The sequence below is a fragment of the Verrucomicrobiia bacterium genome (assembly GCA_036405135.1).
Lineage (GTDB): Bacteria > Verrucomicrobiota > Verrucomicrobiia > Limisphaerales > JAEYXS01 > JAEYXS01.
Map to the genome: position 1 here is coordinate 151389 of DASWYF010000010.1, position 20609 is coordinate 171997.

15 protein-coding genes and 1 pseudogene are annotated in these 20609 nt (G+C 55.8%); 7 read left to right on the forward strand and 9 right to left on the reverse strand.

Features of this window, described 5'->3' with window-relative positions:
- Positions 1-41: 41 nt before the first annotated feature.
- The 3 genes from VGH19_04720 to VGH19_04730 form a co-directional block, all read right to left on the reverse strand.
- Positions 42-1373, reverse strand: a complete 1332-nt coding sequence (locus VGH19_04720; GenBank protein ID HEY1170654.1) for an extracellular solute-binding protein — start codon at positions 1371-1373, stop codon at positions 42-44.
- Between the two features lie 127 nt (positions 1374-1500).
- A complete protein-coding gene (ugpC, locus tag VGH19_04725) occupies positions 1501-2646 on the reverse strand; it encodes a sn-glycerol-3-phosphate ABC transporter ATP-binding protein UgpC (GenBank protein HEY1170655.1) in 1146 nt (381 codons plus the stop codon).
- 3 nt (positions 2647-2649) lie between these two features.
- Complete coding sequence (locus tag VGH19_04730; protein ID HEY1170656.1) at positions 2650-3303, reverse strand: c-type cytochrome; 654 nt, start codon at positions 3301-3303, stop codon at positions 2650-2652.
- 257 nt (positions 3304-3560) lie between these two features.
- Between VGH19_04730 and VGH19_04735 the strand changes: the two genes are divergently transcribed.
- On the forward strand, positions 3561-3992 hold the full coding sequence (locus tag VGH19_04735) for a hypothetical protein (GenBank protein ID HEY1170657.1): 432 nt from the start codon (positions 3561-3563) through the stop codon (positions 3990-3992).
- A 1113-nt stretch (positions 3993-5105) separates the two neighbouring features.
- On the opposite strand, the gene VGH19_04740 is transcribed toward VGH19_04735, so the two are convergent.
- Positions 5106-8579 carry a COR domain-containing protein gene (locus tag VGH19_04740; protein ID HEY1170658.1) on the reverse strand — a complete coding sequence of 1158 codons (3474 nt, stop codon included), beginning with the start codon at positions 8577-8579 and terminating at the stop codon, positions 5106-5108.
- Positions 8580-8874: 295 nt separating this feature from the next.
- Positions 8875-9099: pseudogene (locus VGH19_04745) on the reverse strand (hypothetical protein).
- 464 nt (positions 9100-9563) lie between these two features.
- Here VGH19_04745 and VGH19_04750 point away from each other — a divergent pair.
- From VGH19_04750 to VGH19_04770, 5 genes are all read left to right on the forward strand, one after another.
- A complete protein-coding gene (locus VGH19_04750) occupies positions 9564-12971 on the forward strand; it encodes a DUF1553 domain-containing protein (GenBank protein ID HEY1170659.1) in 3408 nt (1135 codons plus the stop codon).
- Between the two features lie 43 nt (positions 12972-13014).
- Positions 13015-13206 (forward strand): hypothetical protein, encoded by a 192-nt coding sequence (locus tag VGH19_04755; protein ID HEY1170660.1) that lies wholly within the window; start codon positions 13015-13017, stop codon positions 13204-13206.
- Positions 13191-13493, forward strand: a complete 303-nt coding sequence (locus tag VGH19_04760) for a type II toxin-antitoxin system RelE/ParE family toxin (protein ID HEY1170661.1) — start codon at positions 13191-13193, stop codon at positions 13491-13493. Before VGH19_04755 ends, VGH19_04760 begins: the two co-directional genes overlap by 16 nt.
- Positions 13494-13539: 46 nt before the next feature.
- On the forward strand, positions 13540-14841 hold the full coding sequence (locus VGH19_04765) for a DUF1501 domain-containing protein (protein HEY1170662.1): 1302 nt from the start codon (positions 13540-13542) through the stop codon (positions 14839-14841).
- A 62-nt stretch (positions 14842-14903) separates the two neighbouring features.
- Positions 14904-15308 (forward strand): hypothetical protein, encoded by a 405-nt coding sequence (locus tag VGH19_04770; protein ID HEY1170663.1) that lies wholly within the window; start codon positions 14904-14906, stop codon positions 15306-15308.
- On the opposite strand, the gene VGH19_04775 is transcribed toward VGH19_04770, so the two are convergent.
- Entirely contained in the window at positions 15301-15726 is a 426-nt protein-coding gene (locus tag VGH19_04775; protein HEY1170664.1) for a DUF4870 domain-containing protein, read from the reverse strand. The two genes, VGH19_04770 and VGH19_04775, sit on opposite strands and share 8 nt — an antisense overlap.
- Before the next feature lie 252 nt (positions 15727-15978).
- Between VGH19_04775 and VGH19_04780 the strand changes: the two genes are divergently transcribed.
- Positions 15979-16923, forward strand: coding sequence for a ribose-phosphate pyrophosphokinase (locus VGH19_04780; GenBank protein ID HEY1170665.1), 945 nt, complete (start codon positions 15979-15981; stop codon positions 16921-16923).
- A gap of 295 nt (positions 16924-17218) precedes the next feature.
- Here VGH19_04780 and VGH19_04785 read toward each other — a convergent pair whose 3' ends face one another.
- The 3 genes from VGH19_04785 to VGH19_04795 all read right to left on the reverse strand — a co-directional run bounded on the left by VGH19_04785 (position 17219) and on the right by VGH19_04795 (position 20505).
- On the reverse strand, positions 17219-18076 hold the full coding sequence (locus tag VGH19_04785) for a PIG-L family deacetylase (GenBank protein HEY1170666.1): 858 nt from the start codon (positions 18074-18076) through the stop codon (positions 17219-17221).
- 121 nt (positions 18077-18197) lie between these two features.
- Complete coding sequence (locus VGH19_04790; protein HEY1170667.1) at positions 18198-19097, reverse strand: alpha/beta hydrolase; 900 nt, start codon at positions 19095-19097, stop codon at positions 18198-18200.
- 4 nt (positions 19098-19101) lie between these two features.
- Entirely contained in the window at positions 19102-20505 is a 1404-nt protein-coding gene (locus tag VGH19_04795) for an ROK family protein (GenBank protein ID HEY1170668.1), read from the reverse strand.
- Between the last annotated feature and the right edge of the window lie 104 nt (positions 20506-20609).

Sequence of the window (20609 nt, forward strand, 5' to 3'; positions counted from 1 at the left end):
CTGCGGCTGGTCTAGCGACACAGCCGCGCTCCAAGATACGCCTACTTCTTCTTGTCCTTCTCCGCTGGTGGTGGACCATCTTTCCCGCCGCCCGGAGGTCCGCCTGCTTTGCTCAAGCCTTCACGCATCTGCTTCACCGCTTCCTTCGCGTCGATCTGGCCATACATGAAGGACGAGAAGATGCCTTCCTGGAACATGAACACCGCCATCGGCCGTTTCGGATTCATCGCCACCGGCGGCACGGAAGGCGCGAGGTCCACGAGCAATTGACCGAACGGCTCGTTGTTGAAAAACGCCACCGGTTCCAGCAAGCGCTCGTCTTTCCATGCCGGTTTGTAGGCGGTGAAGCTGTTGCCCTTCGTGAAGCGCAACGCATTCGCTTCCTTGTCCTTCATCACGAATTCCATGAAGCCCCAGGACTCGTCCACCTTCTTGCTGTTCTTGTAGATCATCAGGCCCTGACCGGCGAAGGTCGAGGTGCGGCGGCCCAGTTTGCCGTCCTTGCCCTTCCACGCGGGCAGCGGCATCACGCCCCATTTACCAGAGAGGTCGGAGCTGAACTGCTGGATCATATCGAGACCGTACCAATCCGCACCGATCACGCAGAATACTTCACCATTCGCCACATCTCCGCTGAAGAACACGGGATCAAAGATCGACGCGCGATCCGGCGTGATGGCGATATGTTTTTCCTGCAAATCTTTCAGGAAACGCAACGTATCCGTGGCCAGTTCTTCATCGGGCAACACCTTGCCATCTTTATCGAACCAATCGCTGCCGCGCTGACGCAGGAGGATTTCGAAGTAAGATGGATCCAGCGCGAGCATGGCCTGGCCCTTCTTGCCAAGTTCTTCGCCCACGCGCAGGAAGTCATCCCACGTGGCGATGTCTTCCGGCGCCACGTAATGCTTCTGCATGATGTCCGTGCGGTAATACATCACCATGGCGCTGAGCGATTGCGGCACGCCATACGTCTTGCCCTGATAGGCGAAGAGCGAGAGGCGATTCGGCACGATGTCCTTATCCAGCCCGGCTTTCTTGATGCGATCGCTCAATTCCACGAACGGCACCTCGCCATTCAGATACATGCCGAAGAGCACTTCATCGAGCTGCACGATGTCCGGCGGGTTCACTCCCGTCTTGATCGCCACGGCCAGCTTGTCCGGCATCTCGCGGAAACCGTAGGCGCGGATGTTCGCCTCGAAATCCTTGTGGCCCTTCTCCTTGTAGAGGCGGACCATGTCCTCGTAATAGACCTTGTCCTGGAAGGAGCTGATCCAGATCTCCAAGGGGGCGGTGATACCGCGCACCGGCAGCAATGCCAGACCTGCGACCGCCAACAATACGACTCGTGCCAATCCAAATGCTTTCATGAAATCGTGCTAATTTTGCGCCAAGACTGCCCCGCAGGCAATTGGCGATTTAATCCGTAGTGGGGCAGGCGCCTTCGCCTGCCAATAGTCGGACAGGCGCCGCCGCCTGTCGCATGTTTCTATTGAATCAGACGCCCGGGCCCGCCATTCGTTCAACCATAACTTCGCCCGATACCCCGTCAAAGACCATGGCCCGATCCGCCGGAATCCGTACCGGCATCACCTGACCGGGGGCAAACATGCTCTCCACCGGAGCACGCGCCGTGAAAGGAACGCCCTGATAGGTGAAGTGTAAGAGATTTTCATGCCCCAAAGGCTCGCAAAGATCCATCGTGGCTTCCCAACTGCGCCCACCCGTGCCGATATTCGCACCAAGGAGAACATGCTCCGGGCGGAAGCCGATGACCATGTCCTTCCCCACATACGGCATCACCTTGATGGCCAATTCCCAGCCGATATCCACCCGCAACCGTTCCTCGCTACCTTTCACGGCGACCAACAGTTCCCGCCCACCCGCATGTACAATGCCCCGGATGAGATTCATACCCGGACTGCCGAGGAACCCCGCCACGAACGCGCTCTTCGGCTGCTGATATATCTCCAGTGGCGTGCCCGTCTGCACCACCTTGCCACCATTCATGATGCACAGGCGTTGGCCCAGCGTCATCGCCTCCGTCTGATCATGCGTCACCAAGATCATCGTGGCCCCGAGCCGCCGATGCAATCGCGCCAGTTCCGCACGCGTCTCGGCGCGCAGTTGCGCATCCAGATTCGAGAGTGGTTCATCCAGCAGGAAGACCTTCGGCTCGCGCACAATCGCCCGGCCCAGCGCCACGCGTTGACGCTGACCACCGGAGAGCGCGATCGGTTTGCGCTCCAACAAGTCTTCCAGCTTCAGCAGTTGCGCCGCGGCTTGCACACGCTGCTTTGTCTCGCGATTCGTGATCTTCCGGAATTGCAGGCCGAACGCCATGTTCTCATACACCGTGAGATGCGGGAACAGCGCGTAATTCTGGAACACCATCGCCACCTCGCGATCGGCAGGAGGGAAGTCATTCACCACGCGGTCACTGATGCTGATGGAGCCGTTATCTAGCGTCTCCAATCCCGCAATGAGCCGCAGCAAGGTGGATTTCCCACAACCCGATGGCCCCACAAGCACGAGGAATTCTCCCTCGGCGACCTCCAGCGATACGTTATCCGCCGCACGCACCTCGCGTCCGCGTGGGTCGCGGAACTTCTTGCTCACGTTATGGAGGCTGACGGCAGACATCGTTTATTTCGGTGCTCCCGGCTCTTTCTTCGGCAACGGCTTCGCGGCGGCCAGGTCTTCCGCGATGTAGCGTGTGACATTCTTCAGGTCCTCATCGCTCAATCCCATCACGGCCAGCCGCATGACATTGCCCTCGGCATCCTGCGGGTGCTTCCCCCGGAGGCCGGACTTGAACTTGCGGAGCTGGTCCAGTTGAAACCAATCCTCCAACGTGTTCAAGGGCGGGGATTTAGCCTCCGCCTTGCCCTCGGCTTTCGGCCCATGACAATTGATGCACTGGAGGTAAATCAGTTTACCCCGCTGCTTGTCCCCCTTCACGATTAGTAAGTGCGATTGCGGCGGCAGGCTGGCGATGTGTTCCGCCACGCGCTGGATCTCCGCATCCACCTGCACGATGCTTTCCCCCGCCGCCATGAGCACCTCGGACTTGTTCGTGGGGTTGCTCCCGCGGACTTTATCCCGGAATTTCTTCAACTGCAGCTCCACCGCCCAAGCCGGTAAACCATCGATGATCGGCCCCCGTTGCATCTCCTTCGTGCTGTGGCACAGGAGGCAAGATGCATAAATCTCGCCACCCGTTCGCGCGGTTTCGACCTGTTTCAACGGGGGAATGGGCGATTTCGAGGCTGTCGAGCAGCCCCCCAGCAGCATTGGCATGGTTCCGGCTATGAAGCAGAAGCCTGTTAAAGCAGCGACCCGGGTAACAGTCATTTTGTGTCGTGCGAGGAGGGTAGCTGCAGAATGAGAGCGAAGCAATGCAGCGAATGACAACGACCATGGCCGCCGGTTTTTCCGTCAACCCATGGCAAACTTTGGCCGACCGATTGGACACCAACCGCAAACCGGGTTTACCTTCCGAGGTGACCCTGCAAGAAGCCACCCTATCGGAGACGCTCAATCCGTACTCGCGCCGCGTGCACGAGGCCTTCATGGCCGCGCTGCCCTTGCTGGGCGACTTCGCGCACATGGATAACAGCCCCGGCGCACCCGAAGGTTCCCTCATCATCCGCGTGCCCCAGAGCATGAAGCCGCAGGAACCCGGTCTCTACATCTCCACCGACGTGCAGGAGATCACCGTCGGCTTCCGCGCCTGCTACGTGCACTTCATGGATTACGAACACACCGGCTCCGATGAACACATCGACCGCGCCATCGCCTACACCCGCGATGTCATGGAAGACCGCATCGTCATCAAGAAATGGTACCGCCACGGCATCCTCTGCGGCTCCAGCCTCGATACCCCCAGCGTGCTGCCCTCCCCATCCAAGAGCGGCATCACAACGGTGGAGATGATCTCCTGGACCGGCAGCCAAGATAAGACCGTAACCGTCCCAGCAGCGGCATAATTCCTTGGACCGCGGCTGTGTCCGCCGAGGACCAGCCGCAGCGGGAGCATCTCGATAGTGAGGTTCTAAATATTTTACGCCTCACTTCTCCCCCATCTCTGAACGTTGGAAGTTCAAAGTTGAACGTTGGACGTTTTCCCTAATGAATGCCCGCCGGTGCAACCGGCTTTCTTCATTCTCAATTCATAATTCATCATTCCCTTTGAGTCGCCTTCCCATCTCGTCCGGTCAATGTGACACTCCGCGATAGCATCCTGTCCTGCGGCACTCTAGCCACCAGTCCACACCTCCCGAATCCGACCCTCGCCAGCCACTTCAGTTAACCAGTATATGGACTCAGACTTACATTTCCCTCTCTTCCAATATGGAAGCCGAACTTCGGCATGGAGGAGAGGGCTAGGGAGAGGAGGCATTTAACACCACTTTTCCCCATCTGTGTTTATCTGTGTCCATCTGTGGTTAAACAGAGAACCTATGTCAAAGAGCAATGAAACCACCCGACCCTTGTGCCGTATCGTGTTCTCCCTCCCTACGATTGAGAGTTCAAATTCAGCAGATGTCCAAAACCCGGCTGGTTCCGCAGTGGCTACTAGAGATTCCCCGGTCACATCACACCTGGACTGACCGACGTCCCATTCACCCTCCAGCTTACGAGCCCCAATCCACCCGCCCGCTACACCCACATATCCTAACTGAGACTGACGCTTTTCTCCTCCCTCTCTTCCAACGATAGTTGGAGGAGAGGGCCGGGGAGAGGAGGCACTTAACCTTTCGCACCTCGAACTTCTCACCTCGTCCTTCCCATAATGGTTCCATAAGGATCGTCATCTCCCCGCCAACGCAGGACACAACTGCACCTATGCGTGCCTAAAAACAGCACAATGCACCATCATGCTTGATGACCTTGAGGATTTTTCGGGGCTGCCTGTCGCTCTGAAAGAGCCCAACCACCGCTCCTCTCCTTTACCGACAACGAGTTGTCAGCAAGAAAATTTTACTATGAAACCATTCAACATCAATCGCTTTTTCTGAAAATCCCTTTCAAATCTCCTAATCTGCTGTCGCTCAGGAAATTGCACTCAAAGAATTTTTAAAAACATTTGAGCAAACTCCTCAATACTCCTTCTCAAACTGCGGATGCACCCATAGAAACTCTTGTCGTTTATTCTGAACCCGCACCAGACCCAGCTTCGCATAGCTCGGATCCTTTTCCTTCAGCATTGTGTGAAGCTGTCGTAGGACTGCACCACGTGCCGTCATGCCCTTGACCGCAGGCAACCCCGGATCCTCCAATCCATCTGCATCTTCCAACGTTTTCTCGCCACCTTCCAGCACGGATTCCACGCACTTCTGGCCGAAATCCAATTGATTCTCCATCGCCTTATACGCCGTCTCATCCATCCCCAGCTTCAACTGCGCAGACGCCACTGGTAGTACCAAGCTTGTAACCGTAGCAATAGTCTTCAACACCGGCGCCGCCTTAACAAACCAATCGCGCGGAATCTCAAACTCATAAACGCCCAATGTCGTATCACCTTTAGTAGCCGCATTAAGAAACGGCAATGGCTGGCGGCTATGCTCGCACCAGAGTGTCAGTTGGAACTTTTGTGCCAGCCAGTTCGGACGATCTAAGAATCCCGCATCCACCGGTTGAAGACTAAATAATCGCGGCCCTTCCTTAGCCTCATCCAACAACGTCTGCATCAAACCTGAGTAAGCCGCCTCAACCTTGCCGATGAGCTCCTTGTTAGCAGCATCAAGATGATCAAAACGTCCAAGCACTCGCACCTGCTGTGCTGACAACTGCATACGGATGCTACCCAACGTCTGTAAAATGGTTGCGAGGTTCGCCACCAATTCATCCAACGGATTTGGGCGAGCTGCAGGGGCATTGCCCAGCAATTGTTCAACGCTCTGCCATTCGTTGCAGATCGGGCACGGCACCTCGGGACGTCCGCGTTTTTTATTCTCAAGCAGCTTCCCTACTTCAAATAGCCCCATGCATGGTTCACCTTTCGTCTTTGGGGCAAGACAAGGCACTGTAATTTCACAGCGCATACCTTTCCAAAAATCTTCGACCAACCATTTCGTCTCATAAGTAAGCGCACCAAGAAAACTAGGTGGATATGGTGAACGCACACTGATCTTCACATCCGTCCCGATGTGCTCAAGAAAAGCACGTCCTCCTGTGTCATCCTGCAGTACCAAGCCACGCTGCCAGTGCACGCTATCGCGGAAGTTCACCCTGCCCAGCGAGTATTTATGCAGGCGTACGATAAGCTGGTAGAAAAGCCCTTCTGCGGTCGCTGATTGATTATTCGACGTATCTACTATGCGACAGATTTGAACTTGCTGTTCATCGCCGGAGGTAAGACTCTCCGGCCAAACCTCCGCCAAATCATTCTCAGGACGCATATCAGGCACAAGTTGCGCAATTAGGCTTGTGCTATCGGCCTCCGTCCTCCCCCATTCCGCAATCCTGTAGGAAAGATCGAAACGCTCCATCAATCTCAGGAAGACTGGATGCAACGATGCTGGATAACGATTTTCCTCAGACCTGTCGGGATCATGCCAGAGCATTCCTAGCCGTTCGAACTTCACTAGCCCGTGGCCCTCTTCCCTAGTATGCTTGTCGTCAAGCACCAAGCTGATAGCCGTTGCCAGCCAGTCTGGTTTCAATACCACAATATCTTTCAATAATGGGTCATGCTCGTAGTAAATGAGGTCACCTACGCGATGGCAAATGCGAAGGAGTAACCGTGCGTCTTCCTCTTCTATTTTGTGCTCTTTGCAAATGGCAAAGACCTTTTCCAGCGCGAGGTAAGCATCATCGCTGCTTCGTAACTTCTCACGAACTTCCTGCCAGTGTTTAGGGTAAGGGCGTCCAACTTCAGGCAGCGAGGTCGCTACGCTTGCAATGGCTTTCTTCAAGTCTGAAATGCCATCACCACTCTTGCTGTCTACATGAAAGAAATTAACTATCGTATCTTTGCCAAAGATATCCCAGAGTTCTTGTCGATTGATATCTGGCTGACGTTTCTTAGGGCCGCCATGAGTGGCGACAACGAGGATTTTGGCATCCGGTTCACGATGCTTCACAAGTTTGATCCAATCTCTTACGAATCCCTGTGATGATCCTTCACGCGGTTTCCATGCCACCAAATAGACTGCCGGGGCGCTGAAGAAGAGTTGGTGCGTGGGGCGATAGACCCGCTGCCCACCAAAATCCCACCCGTTGAGCGTAATTTGAATGCCGGTGGCTGGATTAATCACCATCACTGGCTTGATCTCAATACCATGCGTGGTAGGGCGATCTTCTTCCCAAGGATCGTCACGCAATGCGCATAGCAAACAGCTCTTTCCCACTTCACCTTCACCAACGAGAATCAGCTTGGCTTCGTTGAGAAATACCTGTGACTGAGCCTTAGCACTCAGGTAACGTCTGACAGCGTTTAAACCCTCCTTATGGGCCGCGGCGAGCTCTGGATTGAGCGGGTTTTTAACGAGCCAGAGATTTTCTAATTCTTCTAGCTTCAGTAATGTGGCTGGCAAGTCAGTTAACTTATTTCCGCCTTCATCTTCAGAACCAAGCTCTAAGTGGTTAAGACATGTTAACTCGCCGATGCTGTCGGGAAGCTGTGTGAGTTCGTTTCCATCTAGGTAAAGTCTTTCGAGCTTGCTCAGTTTTCCAATCTCATCAGGCAAATTTGATAGCCTATTCTTAAAAAGACGGAGCGTCTTTAAGTTTACGAGTAGGCCAATGTCTTTCGAAAGAGAAGTCAGTCTATTTCCTTGGAGACTCAGATCACTAAGCTCCGTCAATTTCCAAACCCAATCTGGAATCTCAGAAAGCCGGAGATAAGACAAAGATAGAATGTTCAGCTTCAGAAGATGGCTTAGCGATTCCGGCAGAGCCGCCAATTCATTGCTGGAAAGGCCGAGGTCCTGCAGTTGGGTAAGCTCGCCCAAACACTCCGGCACCACTATCAGTCCATTACGGGAAAGGTCCAGAGCCTGCAGCTGTTTGAGCTGACTCAGACACTCCGGCACTACGGTCAGTTGGTTGCCAGCGACGTCCAGCGACTGCAACTGTGCAAGCTGACTTATCCATTCTGGTATCGACTTAAGTTTGTTGTCGGAAACATTTAACGATTGCAACTGCGTGAGCTGCCCTAGCGTCTCAGGCAGAGTTATCAGCTCGTTGTTGCGAAGTTCGAGCGACTTTAGTTGATCAAATTGGCCTAGGTATGGCGGCAGCATCCTTAGCCCATTGTCGCTTAGGTTCAATGACTGCAACTGCGTAAGATGGCCCAGCGACTCAGGCAGTCCAGATAGTTGATTGCCAGAAAGGTCCAGTGACCGTAACTGCGTAAGATGGCCAAGCCACTCTGGCAACGCGGCCAACTGGTTGTTAGAGAGGTCCAGTGAACTCAGATGTGTAAGCTGGCCAAGCGCTTCCGGCAGTTCGGTGAGTTTCGGCGTTTTCACACTCCATCTCCCTATGCCAAAACTAAGTTTTTCCGCTTTCGTCCGACGCGCTTTTTCTATCAACCGTTCCGCTCTACGATAAGCTTCATCTTGCGCCATATAAAATTATAATTAAGTGTTTTGCTGCCTGATTCAAAAACTTCACAGGTAAATGCGCCCTCACTCATGCTGGCTGAAGCCGAATACTACGCAATTCAGAGCCTCTCGCAAGTCGCAGCTTAGCTATTTATACTCCTCCAAAGAAACTGGCCAAAAGCGAGTAGCGGTGTCTCTCATGCATCGAGCTTTGGAGCCGACATGCTTGTTTGACTCTCACTCTTCTTGCTGCTCGCTAAAAAGGGAACAAAGCATCTCCGCTCTGTTCCCTCTGTTTTCTCCTGTTAGGAAAAATCCCTTACCCCACAAACAACGGCTTCAAATGCCGCTCATACAGATTCGTCGTCACATTGCGTGACACGGATTCCTCGAACTTCACCAAGGCGTTCAGATACCGGTCACCCATCTTCGCGGCGACCTTGAAGCCCACGTGCAGCAACTGGCGCAGATGCACATTGTAGCCCGGGTTCTTCTGGTCGTGGCGCAACGCGGAGACGTATTGCTCGGAGGTCCAGACATTCACCGTCCCGGTAGAAAAAAGATTTTTGAGGGAACCATGGGTATAAAAAACAGGGGGCGGAGATGGGTTCTGGTTTAAACATCTCTGGTTGAGCAGGTTGCGTTTTTGAAATGTTTTTAAAATTATGAAGGAGTGGGACAGCGGTTGTCCTAGTGGGTGTATTAGAATAGAGGCATGAAAATAGGAGGGGAGACATGAGAAAACATCGAAACTGCTCGCGCTGGCTGGCAACACTTCTTGCAAGTCCGGTGAAGACGGAATCGGGGACTACTTTTGATGCATCACCCGAAAGTGGTAGTGGAGATTCCCACCACTGCGTTCGTGACCGGAGTAGGATTGGGCTTATGCTCAATCGTATCAGCACCGCAGTTTGGGTTTTGGCAGGGTCGTGTCTTGCCAAAATGGTGAGGTTCGGTCTTGCGGGGTGTGATAGAGAGTTTAAGATTTTTGCGAATACCCAGAATACCATGAAGCGAAACGCTTTTACCCGGATATTAGGCGTAGGTCTGGCCGGTCTGGCCATCTCTACTACGCAGGCGGCGTATCACGAGATCGTCATCAAGGATAAGCCGGTGGCGTATTGGCGGCTGAATGATACGAAGGCGGACAGCATCAAGAATCATGCGCCGGGTGAGAATGCGGCGCTGCTAGATGGTTCCACCACGGGCAAGGTGGCGCTGAAGCAAAGCGGTCCGGCGACGGAGAACTTTCCGGAGTTCGAACCGGATAGCGCGTCTGCGGCGTTCACGGGCAAGGGTGATTATGTGCGGATCAAAGATCCTGGGGCGAATAGTCCATTGGATTTCAAGCTGGGCGAGTCCATCACGATCGAGGCGTGGGTGTTCCTGAACAAGATCGGTGACGGGCAACAGGTTTATGTAGTCGGAAAAGGCCGCACGGGGGCGAAAGGGATGGCGGCGGATAATCAGAACTGGGCATTGCGTCTGCGGGGCGAGGATGGTGAAGCTTGCGTGAGTTTTCTTTTCCGTGATGAACGCAGTGGCAAGCAGAAGCCGGCGACGTCCGATGAGTTCTGGCATCGCTGGTCGGCGACGAAGGGTTTCATTCCGGGCGCGGGTTGGCAGCATGTGGCCATCACGTACACGTTTGGCAAAGGGGACAGCATCAAAGGTTATCTGAACGGCGTGGAGGTGAAAGGCAAGTGGGATATGGGCGGCAAGACGGATCTCGGCCCGGTGGTGGATGATGACGAAGTGTGGATCGGTTCCTCGATGGGCGGTAGCGCAGGAAATTCTTTCAATGGCTTGATCAATGAGGTGGCGTTGCATCGGCGCGCTCTGTCCGCCAGCGATCTGAAGAACCGTTATCGCTTTATCCCGCCCAGCCCGAAGATCGATGTGGCGACATTGTCGAAAGACGCGGTGCGCGTGGAGATCGTGGAAGACATTCCGACGGCGGCGAATTGGAATTTCACGCCGGGTAAGCCGGTGGAGAGCTTCACGATCCCGGCGTTTGGTTTGACCGAGGTGCCGAAGAAATATTCGGAGCGCGGAGTGGTGCTGGATCGTTCACCGGCGTTCATGGTGCGCGCGGCTTCCTACGTCACCTTGCCTGCGGGTGAGCATAAGATCTTGATGCGCTCGCTACGCACGTCGCGCCTGTTCTGGGATGGCGAATTGCTCGGCATCGCCAAAGCCGTGGCGGGCAATTCGGGCGGCCATGGCGAGGTAGCGCCGTTTCCGGAGAATCTGCCGGTGGGCCTGCGCTTCCTGCGGAATGGTCATACGGAGATGGAGTTCACAGTGAAGAGTGATGGCAAGCCGCACGTGATCGTGGCAGAAGCTTATGTGGGCGGCAAAGGGCTGAAGCCGGATATCGGCGAGTTCACGTTGAGTGTTTCCACGAAGGGGAGTTTGTATCGCCTGCTGGCGCCGAAGGTGAACGTGCCGCATACGGATGAAGGGTTTTTGGTGTATGCCGCAGAGCAACGGGCGCAGTTCGACAAGCTGGAGCGTCAGCGGCGCACGGAGAGTTTGGTGGAGGAGAACAAGTATTGGGCCAAGCGCCATGACTTCGCCCGCAAGGTGATGGCGAATTTGCCTGCGCCAGAGGTGCCGAAGACATCGGGTGCGGCGGTCCAAAATGACGTGGATCGGTTCATCAATGCGCGGTTGGAAGCCAAGAATGTGAAGCCCGCGGCGTTGGTGGATGACTGGACGTTCCTGCGCCGTCTCTCGATCGATACGACGGGCGTGGTGCCATCGCCCGAGCAGATCAAAGAGTTTTTCAACGACAAGTCGAAGGATCGTCGGGCAAAGGCGATCGAGCGTTTTATCAACCACCCGAGCTGGGCGGATAATTGGGTGCCGTACTGGCAGGATGTGCTGGCGGAGAATCCGGCGATCCTGAAGCCGACCTTGAACAACTCGGGGCCGTTCCGCTTCTGGATCCATGAGTCCTTTGCGGATAACAAGCCGATCGACCGCTTCGCCACGGAACTGATCTCCATGGAGGGCAGTGTTTATCGTGGCGGGCCGGGCGGTTTCAGCCTGGCGACGGAGAATGATGTGCCGATGGCGGATCGCGCCCAGATCGTTTCGCAAGCGTTCCTCGGCATGAACCTCGCGTGTGCGCGTTGCCATGATGCGCCGTATCATGACTTTAAGCAGGCGGAGTTGTTCAGCCTGGCGGCGATGCTTAAGCAAGGGCCGCAAGAGGTGCCGAAGAGCAGTTCGATCCCGCCGAATGCGAATATCAAGGTGGGCCGGTTGGTGAACGTGACATTGCATCCCGGCGAGAAGGTGAATCCTGCGTGGCCCTTCGCGAAGAAGGCCATGCATGATGAACTGGCCGTCGAAACCTTGCGCGAGAATCCGACCACGCGTGAGCAACTGGCCGCTTACATCACGGACCCGCGCAATGAGCGTTTCGCCAAGGTGATCGCGAACCGCGTGTGGAAGCGGTATTTCGGCTACGCCATCGTGGAGCCGGTGGATGATTGGGAAACGGCGAAGGCGTCGCATCCGGAAATGCTGAGCTGGTTGGGACGTGAATTGACGGTGAACAATTACGATCTGAAACATCTCGCGCGGGTGATCTTCAATTCGCACGCTTACCAACGCGCCATCGTGCATCAGGACGGGGATCTGACGGATCCGAAGGTGCGCGATTTCGCCGGACAATATCGGCGTCGCATGTCGGCAGAACAGATCGTGGATTCGATGTATTCCGCGACCGGCAAGCATTTCGATTCCGAGTTGCTGACGCTGGATAATGATTCGCGGCAGGCGGCCAAGGATTTCTTGAACTTGGGTGTGCCGCGCCGTGCGTGGGAATTCACCTCGCTCTCGAATGATCGCGACCGGCCCGCGCTGGCGATGCCGAAGACGCAGGAGATCATCAACACGCTGGCGATGTTCGGCTGGCGGGAGTCGCGGCAGAGTGCGTTGAGTGCGCGGGATGATTCACCGAACGTGCTGCAACCGGCAGCGCTCGCGAATGGGGAGATGGGCAATGGCCGTATCGCGCGGTTGTGCGATGGATGCGATCTGACGGAATTGTGCGTGACCCAACAGCCATTGGATACGTTGGTGAAGCAATTGTTCCAGCGCTTGCTGACGCGCGAACCATCGAGCGAAGAACTGGCGACGTTCACGGAATATTTGAAGGCAGGTTACGAGCAACGCGTGCTGGCGGCTCCGGCGAAGAGCTTGAAGAAGGAGTATGACCCGAGTCTGTTGCTGAGCTGGTCGAACCATCTCAACGCCAAGGCGACGGAGATCAAGCTGGCGCTGGAGGAGAAAGCGCGTCGCGGTGATGAGCCGACGCCGCGTCTGCAAGCGGCTTGGCGCGAACGCGCCGAGGACATGGTGTGGGCGCTGGTGAACACGCCGGAGTTTGTGTTTGTGCCGTAAGAAATCATTGTTGGAAACGCTGATGGCAGGCTAGATTGAGCATATGGAAACAAAGGCCAAAGCGATAGTCATGGATCTGGTCAACCGGTTGCCGGATGACATCAGCCTGCATGAGATAGCCCGTGAGATAGAGTTCATCGCTGGGGTCCGTGAAGGATTGGCAGAATTGGATCGAGGCGAGGGTGTGCCGATTGAAGAAGTCGAGAAGCAGTTGGACACATGGATTACAAAGTAATTCTCGCTCCACGGGCTGTGCGTGATTTGCAGCAAATCATCCGATATATCGCCTGCGATAATCCTGAGCGGGCAAGGACATTCGGGCGAGAGTTGATAGCTAAGACAAAGCAGTTGGCACAGTTTCCGGAGATGGGGCGAGTGGTGCCAGAGTTTGATGACCTTAATCTGCGTGAATTGATAAGAAGTCCGTATCGGATAGTTTACCGGGTAAATAATGAGCGACAGCAGATTGAAGTGGCGCGTTTCTGGCATGGAGCCAGAGGCACACCGGAGATGAATGGATAAGTGGTTGCTTGGTTTAAATATTTTTGAATCGAAAGACATGCAAGCTATGAATCGTCGTCAGTTTATTCAACGCGCAGGCACGGCCGGTCTGGCTGTGGCGGGTGCGAGTGCTTTTGGTTCCAATCTTTTTGCGGCGGAGACCGCGAAGAAGACGTATCCCAAGGGCAAAGCGGAGCATTGCATCATGATCTGGCTGGGCGGTGGTCCGGCGCAAATGGATACGTGGGATCCGAAGCGCCTCGGTGATCCGGAAAAAAAGATCGCGGGCTCGGCTTACGCGGGCATTAACACCGCAGTGAAGGATGTGCAGATCTGCGAGCACTTCAAGCAGACGGCCAATATCCTCGACCGCTTCTGCCTCTTGCGCACGGTGAATCACGGCATTATCGATGAGCACGCGGCGGCGACGAATTTCATGCACACAGGGCGCAAGCCCACGGGCACGATCACGTATCCGTCCATCGGTTCACTGGTGGCGCATCAACGTGGCGCTGTCTCTGAGAACATCCCGCCGTATGTGGTGATCGGCTATCCGAGCATCATGCGCGGACCGGGCTTCCTCGGGGCGAAGCATGGTTACGTGTATCTCACGGACACGGAAGCGGGTCCGAATGGTCTGACGCGGCCGAGCTATGTCTCGACTTCGCGACAGGCGGAGCGTGAGGAATTGCTGGCGAAGTTGCGCAAAGGTTACGTGGCGAAGAATGCGGGCGACAAGGCGGTGGTGAACTACGATGAAGCGCAGGGCACGAGCTTCGGTCTGGCGAATGGTGATTTCATGGACGCGTTCAAGCTGTCCTCCGAGCCGTCCACCTTGCGGCAGACGTATGGTGAGGAGTTCGGCCAACGCTGCTTGCTTTCACGGCGATTGATCCAGCGCGGCGTGCGATTTATCGAGGTGTCGTTCAACCTGAACTTCATCAACGGTACGGGCTGGGATACGCACAACGACGGCCAGAAGAATCAGCACATTCTCATCCAGCAACTCGATCAGGCGCTGGCGACGATGGTGTTGGATCTGGAGAAGAACAAGCTGCTGGACAAGACGCTTATCGTGGTGGCGGGTGAGTTCGGGCGTCCAGCGGAGTTCGATGGCGGCGGCGGACGCGGGCATTGGTCCAAGGCGTTCAGCGTAGCACTCGCAGGTGGTGGATTGAAGACCGGTTGTGCGATCGGTGAAACGGATGAGTTGGCCAAGCAGATCGTATCACGGCCCATCTCAGTGCCGGACCTGCATGCGACGGTGCATTGCGCGCTCGGCATCAATCCAGCGCGGAATTTGCATGATGGCGATCGCCCGGTGCCGATCACGGACATGGGTGAGCCGGTGCGGGAAATCTTCTCGTAAAAGCGAAGAACTAGTTTCAAAGCTCCGAGCTCATAAAGAGTCTCGGAGCTTTTGCTTTTGTCGTGAGCGGATTTGCGTTAGTGCTGGATGCGAACGATATGAGTGACCCGGAAGCCGACGAGTTGTTTGCCAAGCTTTTGCCGAAAGCGGAAGAGGGCGATGCTGATGCGCAGTATGAACTGGCGTGGCGTCAGGCATTGGGCAGCGTGTTGCCACTCAATGACGAGCAGGCGGTGGGTTGGTTGGTGCGCGCAGCGGAGAATGGTCATGCGCTGGCGCAGAACAATCTTGGCGCGCGCTATTATGCAGGGGATGGTGTGGAGAAGAATTTCATCGAGGCATTCCACTGGTTCTATGCCGCTTACCAGCAAGGTGACCGGAAGGCGGGCAAGAATCTGAACTCGCTCATCGGCGAGTTATCCGATGAAGACTTGGCCAAGGCCAAGGCGCGAGCAGGGCTTACTTGAGAAAATTGATAGTGAACGGATAGCGGTAATGCTTCCCGTCATTCGCTTGCAGAGCGGCGACGATCGTTAGCACGACTTCTACTAGCGCCAGGATGGCAGCTATTCCTCCTACGGGAATCAGGCCCAGGAAAAGTGGTGGAAACAGAAACGAGAGCAGTAGCATCGGCAAGGCGATGACCAGTCCCAAGATGAGTATGTAGAGGGCCATGGAGATGTGGAAATTCAGCGCGGCTTTGCCGTGCTCGTTCACGCCGGCGATGTCGTGTCGTTTCCACAGCCAGATCACCAGCGGACCCACGATGTTGCCCAATGGGGCGATCGGTATGAATACCGCCAGCGCCGCCAGATGGCAGAACATCCCCCACTGACGTTGTTCCTTTTCAGCTGCACTGGGCAGGGCGGAGATCTCAGTTTCCATGGATTCAACGTATATCACGTTTTTCGGATTCGCGTGAAGCGGTTTCGATTGCAACGCCGGACCAGTTTTGTAATGCCGAAGGGCAGGGCCGTTCAGAAGCATGGTTGGTTTTCTACATTCTTTTGGACGCCGGAATAAGGGCTTGCCTGCCTTTGGCTCATTGTTACAGTTTTGCCACAATTTGAATCGGTCTGAAAATCCACCATGTCGGTGGGTTTTCATTTTTGAAGCAACGGACAGCTAACGCGCCTTGTGAAAGTTTTCTGCGGCACATCCAACCGGCCACTCGCCCTCTCGATTTGCGAGTATATGGGCATTGAGCTCGGCAAATGCACGGTCGATGCCTTCCCCGACGGCGAGACCTTCGTGAAAATCGAAGAGAACGTGCGTGGCGAGGATATCTACGTGGTGCAATCCACCAGCCCGCCCACGAACCACCATCTGATGGAGATGTTCATCATGATGGACGCCCTCCGCCGCTCCAGCGCCCAGCGCATCACGGCGGTGATGCCGTTTTACGGTTATGCCCGGCAAGATCGCAAAGACCAGCCGCGCGTGCCCATCACAGCTAAGCTCGTGGCGAACCTCATCGTGGCTGCCGGTGCGAACCGCGTGCTGACCATGGACCTCCATGCGCAGCAGATCCAAGGCTTCTTCGACATCCCGGTGGACCATCTGTATGCGGCTCCGGTCATGTATGACTACCTGCGGCAGATGGACCTGCCTGACCTCGTCGTGGTGAGTCCGGACGTGGGCGGTATCAAGATGGCCCATGCCTACTCCCAAGTGCTCAACGCCGGTCTGGCCATCGTGGCCAAGCGCCGCAAGAGCGCGACGGAGATCGAGTCCATGACGGTCATCGGTGACATCCGTGGCAAGACGGTTCTCATGGTGGACGACCTGACGGAAACGGCGGGCACGCTCACCACGGCGGCGAAGCTGCTGAAGAAGAAAGGTGCCAAGCGTATCTACGCCTGCGTCTCACACGCGTTGCTGAACGATCTGGGCATCCAACGTCTGCGCGCCTCGGTGATCGATGAACTCATCACCACGGATACCGTTCTGCGCGGACCGATTGAAGGTGTGAAGGTGACTACGCTTTCTGTGGCGAGCCTCTTGGGTGAAGCCATCAAGCGCATCAATACCAACTCTTCCGTGACGACCTTGTTTGATTTCAAGGGTGGTCGGACGAGCTAGAGCGTAACAAAATATTAAAGGAACGGCGCATCTTTAACGGATGCGCCGTTCGTGTTTGTGTCTTGCGAAAAATAAAGAGTAACCGTATCGATTGGTTATGCCGAGAAGTACAAGGAAACATGCCAAGAGATGTCCTAAAGAGTATTCTCAGAATAGATTGACGTCTTTCTTTGCAAAGCTCGCTGCTTCTACTGAAGGATGTCCGAAAGTAAGTCTGAAAAGCATGATGACCAGCTTGAGGCAAAGCCGTGCGTGATGGGAATCAGTTCAGAAGTTGGGTTTCTGAATTGCCAACTCACACAAACAACTTCGTCGGATCTTCCGTCATCCCCAAGCTGCGACCGCCTTCGTAGACGTGATGCAGCGCGCCATCTTTCCATTTGCGCAGGCGATAGAGTGTGGCGAAGACGAAGTCTGGAGCGGCACCGCCTTGGCCGCCGACTACTTCGCCGCCGCGACGCACGTTATCCATCATCCACGCAGGCAGGCTGAGGTGATACGGATTCCGTTTTACTTCGCCGACGTGGAAGGTGAGGGCGGTGATGAGATCACCCAATTCCACGGGTCCTAGTTCCACCGTCAGATTTGGCGTGGGCATCTGCCCCCAGAACTCGGTTTCTACCGAATGACAGGTGAAGTCGGCGGGCATGTGCTTCAACGCGTCGAGTACCAGAAAATGCGTGCCGATGTGCGCGCTGTTCCAGTCCAGTTCATGCGGGAAGAAGATGGCCTTGGGCTGGTGTTTCTTCAAGAGACCCACGATCACATGCACCATGCTGGTCCAGTAGGGCTGGTCCGTCTGGCGGCTCTTGAGCGTCACGCGTTCAAGGCCGCAAGGCCCGGTGGCTTCGAGTTCAAAGCCGATACAATCGCAGCACGCCTTCAGCTCGCGCCAGCGCTCGGCCTGCCGTTGCTTGTTGCTCCCTTGTGTCACCGCTATGTTGACGATCCGCCAGCCGGCCTGCCGCATCAGGCGCAGGGCCAGCCCGCCGATGATGACTTCATCATCCGGATGCGGGGCGAAGATCAGGGCGACGGGGGCATCCTTCGCGATCTCCGGCTTGGGGCAATCGGGAAAGCCACCGAGCGGCCAGGATTTGCCTTCACGCGCGAACCGCGCATACGTCTCAACGAACTGGTGATAAGGATTCATGCGTCAATGGAGCGCGGGTCTCCGACCCGCAGCAATGTTCGATTTAAAGGTGGCGTGAAATGTTCGGTAGCTGACGGAAAGTTTGAGCGTTGCTGCGACTCAGAGAGTTGCGCTCCACAAGTTACTTCGTGCCCTTCAGGTGTTTGTTCAGGAAGTTCACAGAATCGGTGATGAACTTCTGTACGTTTTCGGGTTTCTGAAAGCCGTGGCCTTCGCCTTCAAAGATGACGAGGGTGGATTCCACACCCGCTTTCTTCAGCGCATCATGGAAGCGTTGCGATTGATCCAGCGGCACGAGCGGATCGACGGTGCCATGGAAGTGCAGGAACGGTGCGGCGTTGGACGTCACTTGAAATAGCGGGGAGGCTTCCTTGTAGGTAGCCATATGCGTGCTCTTGGGCTTGGCGATGAGATTATCCACGAGGCCTTGCACCATGGGGCCAGCGGGAACGAGCTTGGTGAAATCGAGTGTTAGATCAGTTGGGCCGAAGATGTTGATGACGCACTGGACCTTGCTGGAATGTTTGGCGAGGGCTTTGTCGGAATTATCGCGAGTCTCGATGGTGCCGAGCAGGTTCACCAGGTGACCGCCTGCTGAGCCGCCGACGGCACCGATCTTGTTCGTATCGAGCTGATACTCGTCGGCCTTGGAGCGGATCCAGCGGATGGCGCGTTGCACGTCATCGATCTGGGCGGGCCAGCGTGTGCTGTTGTTCACGTCGTTCGTGCGCACGAGAGTGTAACCGACGCTAAAGGTCACATAGCCGGCCTTCGCCAAGCCACGTGCACCGCTATGGAAATCTTTTTTGTTACCACCAGTCCAGCCACCGCCGTGGACATAGACGACCACGGGCAGCTTACCTTTCTGATCTGCCGGACGGAAGACGTCAATGAGCAGTGGCTTGCCACCGTTCTCACCGTATTTCACATCGAGTTCTTCGCGTAGGAGCGGGTCGGCGCTGTGGACGTTGCCAGCGAAAGCGAGCAACAGGAGGCAGAGCAGGTGACGTAGCTTGGGCATAGGTTTACTTTAGCCGAGGTAGGCTGGCGGCGGCAACAGCTTGTCCGTGGCGTTTGTCTTTTTCGTTCGGGATGTGAAAGGCGATGCGTGGGGCGAGTTCTGGGAATTCCTTCTGCAAGACTTCCTTCGCGCCATTCAAGATGAGGTCGCCGCCTTTGCCGCTGGTCACACGGCCGAGGATGAGGACGTTCTCGAACACGTAGAAATCCGTGTAATGTGCGAGCGCGTAGCCGAGATAGGTGCCGATGGTCTGGTAGATCTTCGCAGCGCGTTCGTCACCGGCTTCCATGAACTTCTGCACGACTTTCAGTTTTTCAGGCAAGCCAAGTTTGGCATCGACTTCCAAGCCGGAAGCGGGGATGAGGCGACCCACGGCTTGTTGGGAGAAGTATTGCGCGCCCACACCGTAATCGCCCGACCATTCATCGCAGGCGGCGGCGGGATTGTAATCCACAGGGGCGAAAGCGAGTTCGCTGAGCCAGGTGGTGATGTTGCCCTCCGGCGTCACATAGCCGACGGCTTGGCTGGTGCCGAGCGCGATGCCGAGGACGGCATTCTTGTTCAACGACATGGAGCCAGCGAGCGCGGTCACTTCGCCGTCGTTCACGACATCGAAGGGGATCTTCCATTCCTTTTGCAGATCGAGGAAGAGGTCTTTCACGCGCGTGTTGAATTGCTCGGACGAAACACCGCGGAAGAGGGAGGCGACTTTCACGCGATTGTTCACATACACACCGGCGGAACTGCCGCCGATGGCATCGACGCGAGGCAGGTGCGCGGCGGCTTTCTTGAGCGTGTCTTGGATGCCATCGAGGTGATATTGCGGATCGGGTTGGTGATACGGGTCCCAGACGATCTCTTCACTGAAGACGACTTTGCCATCGATGACGGCGGCGACTTTGCGATCACTGCCGCCGAGGTCGAAGCCGATGCGGCAGCCATCGAGATGACGACCAAGCGGTTGCGTCTTGGCGTTTTGCGGCGGGATTTTATCGAGTGTCGTGGCGACGACGGTGAGCGGGTGATCGTAAACACGTTCCCCGATGAGATCGGAATCGAAGCGGCCCGTCGCAGTGTTCGTGAAGTGTGCTTGGAGTTGTTCCGCGAGCTTGGCCGGTCCGGCGAGATGCACGCGCCAGCCGCCCCAGGCCCAGAGCATGAACTTCACGAGGCGTTCGACGTAAACGAAATTACCGACAGCTTGCGGATGGTTCTTGGGAAAAATCTCAGTGTTGAAATGGAAGATGGAGCCGTCGGTCTGTTCGAGCGCGATGACGATCTTTTGCGCGTTGCCGGAGGCGGTGACGGCAGAGCGGTAGGCGCGATTGGCCAATACAGCGGGACGAAATTGCGGGTCGAGCACCGGTGTGATGGCCGGAGCGATGAGCGGGAGACCGTTATTCTGCATGGCCGGGATGATTGTGGTTTATTGGGCGGCGTCAAGAAAGCGTAACCACAGATGGACACAGATTAACACAGATGGGGAGAGGGGTAACCGCAGATGGGCGCAGA

What these genes read in the sequence shown, in the direction of transcription:
- VGH19_04720 (HEY1170654.1), bottom strand. Translation starts at nt 1,373, where the DNA reads ATGAAAGCATTTGGATTGGCACGAGTCGTATTGTTGGCGGTCGCAGGT.
- ugpC (HEY1170655.1), bottom strand. Translation starts at nt 2,646, where the DNA reads ATGTCTGCCGTCAGCCTCCATAACGTGAGCAAGAAGTTCCGCGACCCA.
- VGH19_04730 (HEY1170656.1), bottom strand. Translation starts at nt 3,303, where the DNA reads ATGCCAATGCTGCTGGGGGGCTGCTCGACAGCCTCGAAATCGCCCATT.
- VGH19_04740 (HEY1170658.1), bottom strand. Translation starts at nt 8,579, where the DNA reads ATGGCGCAAGATGAAGCTTATCGTAGAGCGGAACGGTTGATAGAAAAA.
- VGH19_04750 (HEY1170659.1), top strand. Translation starts at nt 9,564, where the DNA reads ATGAAGCGAAACGCTTTTACCCGGATATTAGGCGTAGGTCTGGCCGGT.
- VGH19_04755 (HEY1170660.1), top strand. Translation starts at nt 13,015, where the DNA reads ATGGAAACAAAGGCCAAAGCGATAGTCATGGATCTGGTCAACCGGTTG.
- VGH19_04760 (HEY1170661.1), top strand. Translation starts at nt 13,191, where the DNA reads ATGGATTACAAAGTAATTCTCGCTCCACGGGCTGTGCGTGATTTGCAG.
- VGH19_04765 (HEY1170662.1), top strand. Translation starts at nt 13,540, where the DNA reads ATGAATCGTCGTCAGTTTATTCAACGCGCAGGCACGGCCGGTCTGGCT.
- VGH19_04775 (HEY1170664.1), bottom strand. Translation starts at nt 15,726, where the DNA reads ATGGAAACTGAGATCTCCGCCCTGCCCAGTGCAGCTGAAAAGGAACAA.
- VGH19_04785 (HEY1170666.1), bottom strand. Translation starts at nt 18,076, where the DNA reads ATGAATCCTTATCACCAGTTCGTTGAGACGTATGCGCGGTTCGCGCGT.
- VGH19_04790 (HEY1170667.1), bottom strand. Translation starts at nt 19,097, where the DNA reads ATGCCCAAGCTACGTCACCTGCTCTGCCTCCTGTTGCTCGCTTTCGCT.
- VGH19_04795 (HEY1170668.1), bottom strand. Translation starts at nt 20,505, where the DNA reads ATGCAGAATAACGGTCTCCCGCTCATCGCTCCGGCCATCACACCGGTG.